Genomic DNA, 13,434 nt, shown 5'->3' with positions numbered 1-13,434 from the left:
CATCAAGAGACTTGCAAATATACTGAAATACTTAAAACAAAAAGTTTTTTTAGTGAAAATTGCACTTGCCCGTGACTCCGTGATTATTCAGAAGCGGAACATTTCATTATCATGTATTTATTTTTGCAAAGCCTGTATAGCAAAAAGTAGCATAAACCCTTTGCCACCTCCCCTTTATTAAGTAATTTTGCGCAAAATTTAAGAACGACATATAATAAGGTACTATGAACTGGTTAGAAAGTTTGCTATGGGACCCCACATCTGTCGCCCACATTGTCTGTCTGTATGCATTCGTCATCTCTGTGGGTGTGTTGTTGGGTAAGATTAAGATTTTCGGGGTATCGCTGGGAGTTACGTTTGTGCTCTTTGCCGGTATCCTAATGGGACATTTCGGTTTCACGGGAGAAACACATATTCTGCACTTCATCCGCGAATTTGGTTTGATTTTATTTGTATTCTGTATCGGTCTGCAAGTCGGCCCGTCATTTTTCTCTTCTTTCAAGAAAGGGGGCATGACGTTGAATATGCTTGCGGTAGGCATCGTAGTGTTGAATATAGCTGTGGCGCTGGGTATCTATTTCATTGCCAACGGCAGACTGGAACTGCCGATGACAATCGGTATCCTTTATGGTGCCGTCACCAATACTCCGGGTCTCGGTGCTGCCCAGGAAGCCCTGAATCAGCTTAACTATACCGGAGATCCCATTGCGTTGGGTTACGCCTGCGCTTATCCACTCGGTGTTGTCGGCATCATCGGTTCCATTATCGCCATCCGCTATATCTTCCGCATCAACTTCGCTAAAGAAGAGGAAGATCTCAACAAGCAGGACAATGACATGAAGCACAAGCCGCACATGCTGCACCTTGAAGTGCGCAACGAATCCATCGACGGCAAGAAACTTCTCCAGATAAAAGACTTTCTGGGTCGTCCTTTCGTATGTTCCCGTATCCGCCACAACGGTCACGTAAGCATACCCAACCAAGATACCGTTTTCCATATCGGCGACCAGCTTTTCATCGTTTGTTCCGAAGAAGATGCCGAAGCCGTAACCGCTTTCATCGGTAAAGAGATCCAAGTGGACTGGGAAAAGCAAGACACCCCGATGGTATCGCGCCGCATCCTGGTCACCAAGACAGATATCAACGGCAAGAAACTGGGTAGCATGCACTTCCGCAGCCTTTACGGAGTAAACGTAACCCGCATCAACCGTTCAGGTATGGATTTGTTCGCCGACCCCAACCTCGTTCTCCAAGTAGGCGACCGTGTAATGGTAGTAGGTCAGCAAGATGCTGTGGAGCGTGTGGCAAGCGTACTGGGTAACCAATTGAAGCGTCTGGACACTCCGAACATCGTGACCATCTTCGTAGGTATCTTCCTCGGAATTCTTTTAGGCAGCCTTCCCTTCGCCTTCCCCGGCATGCCGACCCCTGTAAAACTAGGTTTGGCAGGTGGTCCGTTGGTAGTAGCCATCCTGATAGGACGTTTCGGACATAAACTACATCTGGTCACCTATACCACCATGAGTGCCAACCTGATGTTGCGCGAAATCGGTATCGTACTCTTCCTTGCCAGTGTTGGCATCGAAGCGGGCGAACACTTCGTTCAGACGGTAGTAGACGGAGACGGTCTGTTATACGTCGGCTACGGTTTCCTGATTACTGTCATCCCTCTGCTTATTATCGGTATCATCGCCCGTCTCTATTGCAAAGTCAACTATTTCACCCTTATGGGTTTGATAGCCGGTAGTAATACCGATCCCCCCGCATTGGCATACTCCAACCAAGTATCAGGCAACGACGCTCCGTCGGTAGGTTATTCTACAGTGTATCCTCTGACGATGTTCCTGCGTATCCTGACGGGACAGATGATATTGCTGACGATGATGTAAGGTGAAATTTTAAACAAGATAAAAGATGCAAGAGGACTTTGGAAACAGAGTCCTCTTTTTTGCATATATAAAATCCCATTGTGAATTACAAGAGAGAAATCATTTAAATATAAAATCGAGAAATACTTGCATTCAACAGAACAATAAAGAGATCTATAGAAAAAAGCAGCCGGAACAAATTCCTCAAGAACCGTTCCGGCTGCCGCCTAAAACAAAGTAACCACTGTTACCTGTCGTTTATTCCTTTATCTCATTCCGTGCAAGAGCATTTCTCCTCATGGGCATCCTCCCTATGCATATCTTTCCTCATGCGCACCACCGTGGGCGCTCCCAGTTCCTCCCTCTCCACCACTTCGAGCCATCCACTTTGTTCCAGTTCAAAGAGAGCGGGATATACCCGCAGCTTATCGGCACCGGAGTATTGCATAATATCATCTACAGAAATGGTAGAACCGGAAAAACCGTTGATATAATCAACGTTTAAAAAACGATATAGCATATTGGATATCAAAATATTATATTCCTTCTACATTTTTCAGCCTCTCTTAAAAAAGCTAATCAATAGGTTCCTTTTTATCAACTAATAAAGCAATTGGAAAGAATGATAATAATAGGTACTAAACAAAAAAGAGCTGAATAAAATTCAGCTCTAAAAAATCCATATCTCTGCAACGAAAATACTAAAGAAGTTACAAATCCAATTTTCTTTTTACAAATTCTTCAATATATCCTACCGTTCCACCAATCCCCAGCGCAGACGAATCTACACACAGATGATAGGTTGCGGCGGCTCCCCATGTTTTGAAACTATAATAATTATAGTATTCCGAGCGTTTTTTATCTGCCTTGCGAATCATTTCTTCCGCCGTACTTTCTGAAACAGAATGCAAACGGCACAAACGAGTTATACGGTCTTCAGTGGTGGAAGAAATAAATACATTGACACAACGTGGATGATCCCTCAAAATATAATCGGCGCAACGACCTACAAACAGGCAAGACTTTTCGGCAGCCAACCGGCGTATCACATCGCTCTGCACTTTAAACAATGCATCGTTGCTAAGACAATTCGTTGCCGGCATGGCTCCATCACTGATAAACGGAAATCTCATACCAAACAGACCGCCTATAATTCCTTGTGAAGCCTTTTCATCGGCCTTCTCAAAGAACTCACGACAAAGGCCGCTCTCTTCTGAAGCAAGGTTGATTAACTCCTTATCATAAAAGTCTATACCCAGACGGGCAGCAAGCTTCTCACCTATTTCACGTCCGCCACTTCCTAACTGACGGCCTATATTTACTACGAATTTACTATCCATACGCTCGTTTATCTATCTGTTAGTGGATAGCAAATATAAATATTATATCTCAAAGCTTGGTAAGAAGTCAACCAATTTCTTTTCTACTTTTTTCCCATTCACATGATCTATTATAGTCGTGACGCCTTTATTGGTATCATAGTTAAAGTCCAGTGAAACATTTTTATGGTCATTCCGTATACGCAGATAAGGTGTACTATCTCCTGCCAGATTGCACTCTATCACCCAACCGTCTGCAAGAATAGAGTTTCCGTCACGCGTCACGATGATATCGGGACGATTATTTCCATGTACATCTATCACGTTCAGGAAACATGTCCGTGTACAGGGGGTAGTAGTTGCCGTGAAATGATAATGATTATCCATGGATTTACCCAGACGGTTCTTCCAATCTACAGCGGCCACAAAGAAAGTATCCGTCTGTGCATAAGTCATCTCCTGAGAAGAGAACAGATGAGCCACTGATATGCCATCGGCTTTGTTTTTACCCAAAATACGAAGTCCTCCTTCTTCTCCGGTAATTTCCATAGGAAGTTCCACCGTATGCAATAAGTAATTCCACTTTACAGGTTCTTTAGCGGCCAATTCATCATAAACGACAAAAAGACCGGAACGTCCCAACTGGACGATGTGGCGACGGAAGAAGTCCAATTTATTTTCGTCCCAGCCCATCTCCGGTGTATATCGGGTACCGGACAAGCGTCCACGTTCCAGCCACAAAGGAGAAACCACTTCTCCGTATGCGTTAGAAGCATCCCCTACTACATAAGAGAGTTCCTCGCCTTCATAATAACGAGGGATCCATCCGTAACCTTCCGTACCTATTTTTTGTCCCATACCATTGACCAAGATAGAATTGTGAGCACGCGTATTTCTATAGGCGTACATACAATGGTCGTCGGTAAATCCGGTACGGTGCCCGCTACTATAGAAAATAGCCTTGCCGCCATAAAAAGTGTTGAAAGCATTTTGATTGGCCAAAGCATGGGAAGTGGATCCGTATGCACTGCTACGGAAAGACAACATCGCGTTATCGGCATGATGGCCGATATCGGTATTCATCAGAGCCGTACCCGTTTCATTGAACACTTTACATCCGGGAAGGTCGGACAGATGAACCGTATAAGCAGGACGTTTTTTCCGGGTGGTGCAACGATACCAGGCTAAATCCGCCGGTTTTATCTCAAAAGCTCTTGAGAAGGCATCGGGATCTTCCTGTAAGATTTCGTACACATAAGCTGCCGCCCACGGATTGTTACATTCACGGGCAATGGCGTCGGCATATCCCACACGGCCTCCATTGGGAGAGAGCTGCTTTTCGTGAGAGTTTCCATGCCCACCCGATTTGGAAAACGGGGGTTGTTGATAAATGACATACAAAGCATTGTTATTGTACCATGGGTCCGCAAAAAAATCGAAACCGGATATGCGTGAGAAAAAGGCGGGTACTTCTATCAACGTACGGATATTCACGTGAAAATATGCATCACCGTTGTGCCATGCACCATCCTTATTCAGCCCCGGCAGGCGCGAAATCCATTCATTATAACAATAATCGGTCCACGTAGATGCTTCGGGCAGTTCACCGACAGTAGCGAAAGCAGCCATTGTGAGGATGCGGAAAGTCATCTGCCAGACATGATTGTCCGCGATACGGTTTTCCAGATGGTTGACGTACTCATTAAAGAACTTATCGCCGATGTTGCGGATATTTTCCTGCAAAAGTAGTTTTTCTTTGGGGGTGAGCAGATTGTAATAGCCATCGTATGCGGAAGTGCTCATAGACAACAAAGTGGACAGGTTGAAGTCTCCGGCAAAATATTTACTTTTTTGCCAGGAAAGAATTTCACTCAGGCGCTTGATACCTTCTTTGTAATACTTCTCGTCTTTGGTCAGAAGATATGCACGGACCAGAGCTTCTACGTTGGCTTCTTCGCGGTCCACAATTTTGCGGCTTTCACGAATAAGGGCAGACTTACGCTGAACGATGTTAGTCAGGGTGACAACAGTAGTAGTATCAATCTCTTCCTGAAGATGCTTCAAGGGATGGGCTATACAATGGGAAGCTTTGGCTATGTAAGCTTTCGCTTCGGGATTGTTCTTGTTTCGTGCTATGATACCATCCCAATCATCGGCATCAAGAAGTACGCGCGGATGGCGGGGAGAATATATGGAGAGAACTTTATCCAAAGCAGGCGGATTAAATTCCGTAGTATTCTCATCTATCTCAAACTGATAGACGGGTGACCATTCTTCCGTCCCCGCAGGAGTGACGTATGCATGTTGCCAATACCACCTTCCCTGAGCCAAAGTTTGGAAGGGATTGAAGAAAGCCCAGGCACGCTCTCCTGTGATGACATCTTTACTGAAATTCTTATCTTGTGAAATACGGATACGATAAAGCACTTTGGGCTTTTCATCCACTTTGCCGGGAACACCATCCAGAACAGCGCCCAAATGGGGAAACTTATCCGGCCACATGAAACGTGGCGGGTTCATTGCAACACGTGCGCCATCCATGGGAGAAGGAGTCTCACGGACTTCGTGCATCAAAGTCTCATTGGTAACCTTGATTATTGCGGGTTGCTCCGAACTGCCACAAGCCCAAAGCAAACAGATTACAGGAAGACAGAATAATAGCTTTTTCATAAGTATATTGTAATTTATACTATAATCAGACAGTGGTGACTACTTATTTTCGGAAAGTAAACAGTTCTTTCAGGCTAACCGTTTTATTGTTTACCAAAGGATGTGCCCAAAAGCCGATAAACGTAATATATCCCATAAATACCAATACCAGCAACATACCTACACGCAATGAAGTGGCATCCGAAAGCAGACTAATGAATAAAGGGCCACAAGCTCCACCCACGATTGCCGAGCAAAGAACTCCGGCAAAGGAACCATGATTTTGAGTCACCGTATTCAGAGCCAAGGAGAATACGATGGAATACATCATAGAAATACAGAAACCGATTGCGGGGAAAGCCCATATCGCTATTTCAGCGGTACCGAAAAGTGCCAGGAGAAGCAATATCATGGAGAGTATTCCTGAAATCTGCAATAAGCGCTTACTATCTATCAGTTTCAGCAAGAACATGCCAAAGAGACAACCGATGGTCATAGCCCCCCAGAAGTAGCTGATGCTTTGTGCACCAACAGTTTTAGGATCGATGCCATGATATTGTTCGAGGAAAGTACTCATAAAGATGGAAACACCTTGCTCCGTACTGACGTAGCAGAAAATACCCAGAAAGAAAAGCCATACATATTTCTGCCTGAACAGGGTTTTATAAGAAGAGGAAGAACCGCTGCGTTCATCTTCTTTCAACTCGATGCGCGGGAAACGAACCAACGCCACAACTACCAGCATGATGAGCAACAGCAACGTGAATACCCAATAAAGGGAAACCCACGGAAGAGTGGCCGGAGTGACCTTTGCCAGAATATCGAGCAACAGATTTTGTCCCGATTCATAAACTCCCGGTGCCAGTGCACGTATCAACCAAGTATAGACCAAAGGACTGACAAAAGACGCTACCCCGAACATAAACTGGGCCAACTCGGCTATAAACGCATAGTTTTCCTCGCCACCGACAGCACGTTGCAAGGGATTGAGCACTGTCTGCAACATCGCCATTCCCAGACCGATGATGAAAGAAGACAGTAGTAACATGAGATAGAACGGGAAGCAGGCAAACAGAATAGTACCGATGAAAGGCATGAGGAAGCCAGTGAACAAAACCGATTTCTCTCCGTATTTATCTATCAGAATTCCTGCCGGTATGGACATGATGGCATACGCCAGAAAGAATGAAGTCGGGATAAATCCGGCCATTGCCAGGTCTTTCAGCTCAAAATTATGGATGATATCAGGGATGAGCGGTCCCAAAATATTAGTAATAAATGAAATAGTAAACCAGAACATCATTATCAATGCCAGCATACCCCATTTCTTGTTATTTTTCATTGTATTTTTAGTTTATAAAATTAACGATGCCGCCCCGATAAAACCGGCCTTGTTCCCTAATTCGGCTGTCACGATTTCGGTGTTCAAAGCACAATCCGGTATGGTATTTTCTTTGACAACCTGCCTTATTTTCTCCAAATAGAAGGTACCCGATTCAGCAACTCCTCCACCGACTACTATCTTTTGCGGACTAAAGATGTTGATAAACCCGGCAATACCTCTTCCCAGGTAGTAGAAATGCTCGTTCATGCAATCTACAGCCAAAGGGAAAGCCTCGTGATACAAACGGACAATCAGTTCACCGTCTATTTCCACATCGAACTTTAATCCACGTTCGGTTGCCAATGCAGTGAAACGTCTTACCAAAGCTGCAGTCGAAGCATAATGTTCCAAACACCCTACTGCTCCACAAGCACATCGCTCACCATTTGCAATCAAAGGGACATGCCCCAGTTCCGTGCCACGATTGGCATATCCGTTGAAAAGTTTTCCATCAATAATTACGGCACCGCCGATACCGGTACCCACAGTGAGGAAGACGACGTGCGTACAACCTCTTCCAGCACCATATTTCGTCTCTCCCAACCCCATCAGGTTGGCATCATTCCCTACAATGACCGGCAAGCCCGTCTGTTCTTCGAGCAAAGAGGCAACGTCAATATTCTCCCAACCCACTATATTCTCGGCACCACCCAGTACAACGCGGTTTGTTTCGTCCACAATACCCGGCGTACCGAGCCCGATGCCTTTTATCGCCCAATCTCGTTTTCCAGCCTCATCCTTTACAATGGTAGCTGCCTTCACCAGTTGCCTTATCACTTCCGCCGACGAGACAGAAGCAAAAGAGGGTAATCTCCCCTCAAAGGAAGAAAACCCCGCTTTATCTACCAAAGCATATTTTATGGATGTACCGCCAAGATCAATACCTATAGCATATTCCATAGTACAATGTATTTATGAAGCATATTATACTCTCTCTACCCATATAGGAGAACTCCATGCCCATTGCTGGTCGCGCTGACGAACTCTGACGTAGTAATAATCGGTATCTCTTTCGGGTTCTTTGTCTTCCAGATAATGTTCAACCGTGAAGCAACTTTCGGGCATGGCACGGTTAAAGAGAATAGCTTCACTGAGCCATCCTATCATGAAATGAGAACGTGACCCTTCCAACAGTTCGCCCAAAGAGTGCTCAAACCTCTTACCGTTGAACTCTGCCGTAATCACGCCGTCCTTGGGCATGGTAACATCCAGGATAACAGCTTGCATGGCAGGCGTAGTGGTATTCGGGTTCTTGGAACTGTACATATCCAATTCTGTCTCTTTACCGCTTACGGATAAGATACGATTGACCTTCGTTTCAAATTCACTTTCTCCAGGCTGGGGAGAAGTGAAGGCGGCTCCGCGGAAACAGGGTATCACCTCATTGATTTGCCCTTTATCAATAGACAGTTTACCTTGCCAATGTACATACTTTTCTTCACGGTTCCAACCAAATTCCACTTTCACTTTACAACGTACCGTGTCTCCTTCGGGAGTCTCGGGCAACAAAGGACCGCTTAAACGGGCAATGCACTTACGGTTCTTGACGATGTCGATATAGTCGATACAACTATTTCCTTCAACGTTGAGATAAATACGGCGGCTGTTCCCACGTACCACATCGCCGGGGAAAGCGTCGTTCAAACGGAAGTCAATGTTAATCTTGTCACCAGTGGCACAACATACGTGACGGTTCTTCATAGCGTCCCATATCTTATCGCGCGTCAAAGATTCTGCCAGGATACCGATACGCCCGTCACCATAGCTGCCCGGATATCCGGCATGCTGGTCGGTAGAACCCATGATTCCGAATTTCTTCCCTTGTTCTAAACCACACTGAATGGTTCCTTCCCATTGACGGGGACCCATATCATGCAAATAATTATAATCACCTTGGTCGCTCTCTGCAAGCCCATGTCGGGAATACATCTCAACAAAGGGGGTTTGTTCTCCTTCCGTAAAGAAATTCCAGTTATATCCACGGTAACCCGTCTGGTATCCCATGTGGTGCGGAGTAATGAAAACTTTATGCCCACGCGCCTTCTGCTTCCAGTCTTCAATGGAAGTACATTCCACCAGAGGAGCATCCAAATCATAATTCAGCGCTACATGGTCGCCATGCTCCATACTATGAGCTTCATAACCGATAAAGGTAAGAAATTCTCCTTCCTTGTTGTATTCATTGGTCATTGCCACATACTTCTCGTATCCACCTTCACGCAGACGTTTGAAGGCTCCGGTATGATATTCAATCACCCACTTCAACCGCGGGTCATCCGCTCCCGGAATATCGGGCCACATGGCATGTGGAGTTACGGAAACAAAGTCGAGCTGCGCCTTGGCCGCTTCAAAAGCAGAACGCATGTCACCATGTCCGTAGGTTATGTTACAGTGGTTGTGCAGGTCTCCCCAGAAATATTTCAGATTACTGGCCGACGGCATCACTTTTTTACCGGAAGCATTTCCCATCTGGCATGCAGACAACAAGCTACCGGAAGCAGCCAGTCCTAAAAAAGACCAGCCTGTGTTTTTTAAAAAACTTCTTCTATCCATAGTATTTTCAAGATTATCTATTTTTCATAAAACGCCTATCACCTTTAAACAATTCTTTCACTTTCTCGTCAGGGTCATCGTCTTTATATTCTTTCTGTGTCTCCTTTAAAAGTGACATCAACTCGGCTTGTTTATCGGCATATTCAGCTTTTCCAAATACATTGTTCAATTCACCGGGATCGTTCTTCATATCGTACATTTCCCATTCATCCACATCATTATAGAAGTGGATTAGTTTGAAATCTGCCGTACGAATGCCGTAATGCCTCTTCACCGAATGTTCAGCCGGATACTCATAATAATGGTAATAAGCAGCCTTACGCCAATTTTCGGGTACTTTTCCGGCATTGGTCAAAATCGGCTTCAAGGATTTACCTTGCATCCCCAAGTTGCCCTCTGCATCTGTAGAGTTCAACTCTACGCCCGCAAAGTCGAGGATTGTAGGAGCAAAGTCCACGTTCATGGCAATGGCACTTGAAGTAGTTCCCGCCTTTATCGCCTTGGGATAACGGATAATCAACGGCATGCGCTGACATTCCTCATACATAAAGCGTTTATCGAACCATCCATGTTCGCCCAGGAAGAAACCTTGGTCGGAAGTATAAATGATAATTGTATTATCCAATTCTCCCGTTTTCTCCAGATAATTAAGCAGGCGGCCGATGTTCTCATCTACTGCTACGACGGTAGCTAAATAATCACGCATATATTGTTGGTATTTCCAACTAATCAGCTCTTTACCTTTCAGATCACCTTTACGATACTCGGAGATACGCTGGGCATATACAGAATCCCATTTTTCCTGCACATCGGCAGGCATACGTCTATAAACCTGCGATAGACGGTTGGTGGTATCTTTCAACAGCTCTTCACGAGTCATCAGTTTCAGGTCCCAATCGTTGGTCAAAGTATGTTCAATGGACATATCCTGTTCCTTGGCAGCCGAGCCTCTACCCTCGTAATTGTCGAAAAGAGTGGCCGGCTCGGGGAAAACCGTATTATTGAACATTCCCAGATGGCGGGGAGCCGGCATCCAGTTACGATGAGGAGCTTTCTGATGATACATCATGCAGAAAGGTTTATCCTTATCCCTATGTTCCAGATATTCAATGGCTTTATCGGTAATGATATCTGTTGCATAACCTTTCTCCACTACCTGTTTTCCGTTCTCATTGAAATCGGGGTCATAATAGTCTCCCTGTTCGTGCTGACCGGTCAGGATACACCAGTAATCAAAGCCTTGAGGTTCTGTTATCAGATGCCATTTACCGATGATGGAGGTCTGGTAACCGGCTGACTGCAACAGTTTTGGGAACGTTTGCTGACTGCCGTCGAAAGTACTGGCATTGTCTGTAAATCCATTAATATGGCTGAACTTCCCTGTCAGAATACAAGCTCTTGACGGACCGGATAATGCATTGACAGCATAACAATTATCCATACGGATACCTTCGTTGGCTATTCTGTCCATGTTTGGGGTCTGCAGCAAACGACCGCCGTAACAAGACATTGCCTGAGTAGTATGGTCATCCGTCATCATAAAGATGATATTCGGACGTTTTACCTCTTCCTTGACCTTACCCGAACTACAGGCTGACACGCTGATGGCGGTAAGAGGTAAAAATAAATATGACAATCGATTCATAATCATAAATTTTTCTTATAAATGAAACTCCAATTGGCGTTTCTTGCCGTTAACGGATACCTCTACTTTCACAGCCTTCTCATCGAAAGTCTTATTCAAGAACTTAGCTTTGAATGTGGGTAAGAGAGACGAGTCTTTCGTTGGATAAATAACGGTTATGTAACGTACAGGCTCCGAACTGTTCTTATTCACATCAAATGAAACGGAAGTGCGAGGCACACGTTGGCGGTAGGCGATGGAACGCCATCCTTCTTTTTGCCGTGCAGAAATTTTCTTCTCAGAGAAACATTGCAGCTTTACATTGCTCGCACCTTCGTAGGAAGAAGTCAGGATATTGTTTTTCCCGTCTACATTGACAGTACCTTCACATAAATTATAGTTCAGATTGACAGTACCCTTGGCATCACCTACGGCTTCGTCGACAATGACAAAATAGGATTGGTCTACAAAAAAGACAGAACGTCTATGTTTCAGCCCGGCATAATGTGGATTTTCCGTTACCAAAATCTGCACATCACCTTCGGGTTTCCAAAGCTTGGTGACAGACTCGGTAGTTTGCAAATCCTTCTCGTCCAGTGTCAAGGTGTTGTGAACGGCAGTACTACGGAACCAGTTACGTAGTTTCATCACTTCACTGTCACCGGCATATACGTAAGAGCCACTATCCGGAAACAGGTTACGTCCATTGAACCACAATTCAAATGTTCCGTTATCGGGTTGACAATGCCATTCGCCTTTAGGACCGGCTTTCACTACCATCACCGTGGCATCTTGTTTCCATCCGTTTCTGAAAGTGAAGAAACCGGACTTCAAGGCACCATGAGAAAGATAAGGTAACGGAGTACCTTCACGACCTTCTGTCGCATAATAACGTATCCACTCGCAATCAGGGAAAATCAAAAGCCATTCTTTATAATTCTGGATTTCGGCGGAACGGTCACCCAACTTGGCGTCACTGAAACAAGGATTACTGTAATCGGGGAAACAGATACCAGAGTAGAACTCAATCATCTTTTTTATCGTATTGATATACTCAGCGGGGAACTCTTGGCGAAAACCGTTGACATCTGCCATACGCAGAGCTTTACAGAAAATATTGATAGCAGCCAAATGATAATGGGGATCGAGTTCATACTGACCACCATCGGGATAGACCTGTTTTTTTACTTCACGATTCAGAATGCCGATTCCACTCTCTCTCCATCCCGTAGCTTCTTTAAATTCCGGAAAGAACGCACCGGCATATACCATACGTTGCGCTTCAAAGAGTAAATGATTTCCCTGATCTGAATAGTTTGCCAGGATATGCAATGCATGGCGATGATAATTAACCAGAAATTCAGTCAGGAACTCCGGAGTAAAGGCTTGTGCCTTAATAAACAAAAGGAACTGTGAGGTCTGGTCTTGCAAACGGTTACTCACCTCCAACGGGCGCCACGCAAAACGTACATTTTCAGCATTACCTTTTACTTCACCGGCACTTACAAGTTCATATTCTTCTTTCTCTACTTGTGTCAAAGGGTTCTTCTTAACCCAGTCTATATATTGTAATACCCATTCTTTTGCATACTTTTCGTCGCCCGAGAGCCTATATGCTTTTCCCATCGGAGTAAACCACTTATGGCGATGCAACTGCCAACGAAGTTCATTATCTCGAACCGGCCAATATTGCCAATTGATATCTTTTCCATAATTGAAAGATGGCTGATAGCCATAGTGTACAAAAAACGTATGCTCCAAGGCATCATCCGCCCACTTTTGTTCGGTTTTGGAGATTTTGAGGTTCTTCAAGTCCAGATCGGGATGTACAATTCCCGTACGGTTCCGGTAATAGTCCAGCAAAGCCTGAGCCGCTTCATTCCATTGCTGTTGGCCACAGGCTGCTTTCACCTTCTCCAAGCCCGGATAATCCAGGTTCAACAGGTCGAAAGCTTCTTTCCTGAGTTGCTGCGCTTCTGTACATACGGCAATCATCAGGAACATGATACCCAAAATATACTTTATCGTTTTCATGGT

The 13,434-nt window shown here is 44.9% G+C and carries 9 protein-coding genes; 1 reads left to right on the top strand and 8 read right to left on the bottom strand.

What is annotated here, in order from left to right; translation table 11 throughout:
• The first annotated feature begins 224 nt into the window (after positions 1 to 224).
• The gene (locus tag DXC10_RS07725) at positions 225 to 1,889 is read left to right on the top strand and encodes a putative transporter (protein WP_101543906.1); all 1,665 of its coding nucleotides are present in this window, start codon (positions 225 to 227) and stop codon (positions 1,887 to 1,889) included.
• A 250-nt stretch (positions 1,890 to 2,139) separates the two neighbouring features.
• On the opposite strand, the gene DXC10_RS07720 is transcribed toward DXC10_RS07725, so the two are convergent.
• From DXC10_RS07720 to hepC, 8 genes are all read right to left on the bottom strand, one after another.
• Complete coding sequence (locus DXC10_RS07720) at positions 2,140 to 2,388, bottom strand: hypothetical protein (protein ID WP_117737630.1); 249 nt, start codon at positions 2,386 to 2,388, stop codon at positions 2,140 to 2,142.
• Between the two features lie 190 nt (positions 2,389 to 2,578).
• Entirely contained in the window at positions 2,579 to 3,208 is a 630-nt protein-coding gene (locus tag DXC10_RS07715; RefSeq protein ID WP_117737629.1) for an AAA family ATPase, read from the bottom strand.
• 42 nt (positions 3,209 to 3,250) lie between these two features.
• Positions 3,251 to 5,857: a DUF4962 domain-containing protein gene (locus tag DXC10_RS07710; protein ID WP_101543899.1), complete on the bottom strand. Its 2,607-nt coding sequence runs from the start codon at positions 5,855 to 5,857 to the stop codon at positions 3,251 to 3,253.
• Between the two features lie 43 nt (positions 5,858 to 5,900).
• On the bottom strand, positions 5,901 to 7,178 hold the full coding sequence (locus DXC10_RS07705; RefSeq protein ID WP_101543897.1) for a sugar MFS transporter: 1,278 nt from the start codon (positions 7,176 to 7,178) through the stop codon (positions 5,901 to 5,903).
• Positions 7,179 to 7,190: 12 nt separating this feature from the next.
• Positions 7,191 to 8,120 carry an ROK family protein gene (locus DXC10_RS07700; RefSeq protein ID WP_101543896.1) on the bottom strand — a complete coding sequence of 310 codons (930 nt, stop codon included), beginning with the start codon at positions 8,118 to 8,120 and terminating at the stop codon, positions 7,191 to 7,193.
• A gap of 24 nt (positions 8,121 to 8,144) precedes the next feature.
• Positions 8,145 to 9,773: a Tat pathway signal sequence gene (locus tag DXC10_RS07695; protein ID WP_180949211.1), complete on the bottom strand. Its 1,629-nt coding sequence runs from the start codon at positions 9,771 to 9,773 to the stop codon at positions 8,145 to 8,147.
• 13 nt (positions 9,774 to 9,786) lie between these two features.
• A complete protein-coding gene (locus DXC10_RS07690; protein ID WP_117737678.1) occupies positions 9,787 to 11,418 on the bottom strand; it encodes a sulfatase in 1,632 nt (543 codons plus the stop codon).
• Positions 11,419 to 11,433: 15 nt separating this feature from the next.
• Positions 11,434 to 13,431 (bottom strand): heparin-sulfate lyase HepC, encoded by a 1,998-nt coding sequence (hepC, locus tag DXC10_RS07685; protein WP_117737628.1) that lies wholly within the window; start codon positions 13,429 to 13,431, stop codon positions 11,434 to 11,436.
• Positions 13,432 to 13,434: the final 3 nt, after the last annotated feature.

Origin of the sequence: Bacteroides sp. OM08-11, from assembly GCF_003438665.1 — a bacterium.
Taxonomy (GTDB): domain Bacteria; phylum Bacteroidota; class Bacteroidia; order Bacteroidales; family Bacteroidaceae; genus Bacteroides; species Bacteroides cutis.
This window is presented reverse-complemented; position numbering and strand designations above follow the sequence as displayed.

Excerpts from the sequence above, each read along its gene's own strand:
- DXC10_RS07705 (WP_101543897.1), bottom strand. The coding sequence starts at position 7,178 with ATGAAAAATAACAAGAAATGGGGTATGCTGGCATTGATAATGATGTTC.
- DXC10_RS07695 (WP_180949211.1), bottom strand. The coding sequence starts at position 9,773 with ATGGATAGAAGAAGTTTTTTAAAAAACACAGGCTGGTCTTTTTTAGGA.
- DXC10_RS07715 (WP_117737629.1), bottom strand. The coding sequence starts at position 3,208 with ATGGATAGTAAATTCGTAGTAAATATAGGCCGTCAGTTAGGAAGTGGC.
- DXC10_RS07690 (WP_117737678.1), bottom strand. The coding sequence starts at position 11,418 with ATGAATCGATTGTCATATTTATTTTTACCTCTTACCGCCATCAGCGTG.
- DXC10_RS07720 (WP_117737630.1), bottom strand. The coding sequence starts at position 2,388 with ATGCTATATCGTTTTTTAAACGTTGATTATATCAACGGTTTTTCCGGT.
- hepC (WP_117737628.1), bottom strand. The coding sequence starts at position 13,431 with ATGAAAACGATAAAGTATATTTTGGGTATCATGTTCCTGATGATTGCC.
- DXC10_RS07700 (WP_101543896.1), bottom strand. The coding sequence starts at position 8,120 with ATGGAATATGCTATAGGTATTGATCTTGGCGGTACATCCATAAAATAT.
- DXC10_RS07710 (WP_101543899.1), bottom strand. The coding sequence starts at position 5,857 with ATGAAAAAGCTATTATTCTGTCTTCCTGTAATCTGTTTGCTTTGGGCT.
- DXC10_RS07725 (WP_101543906.1), top strand. The coding sequence starts at position 225 with ATGAACTGGTTAGAAAGTTTGCTATGGGACCCCACATCTGTCGCCCAC.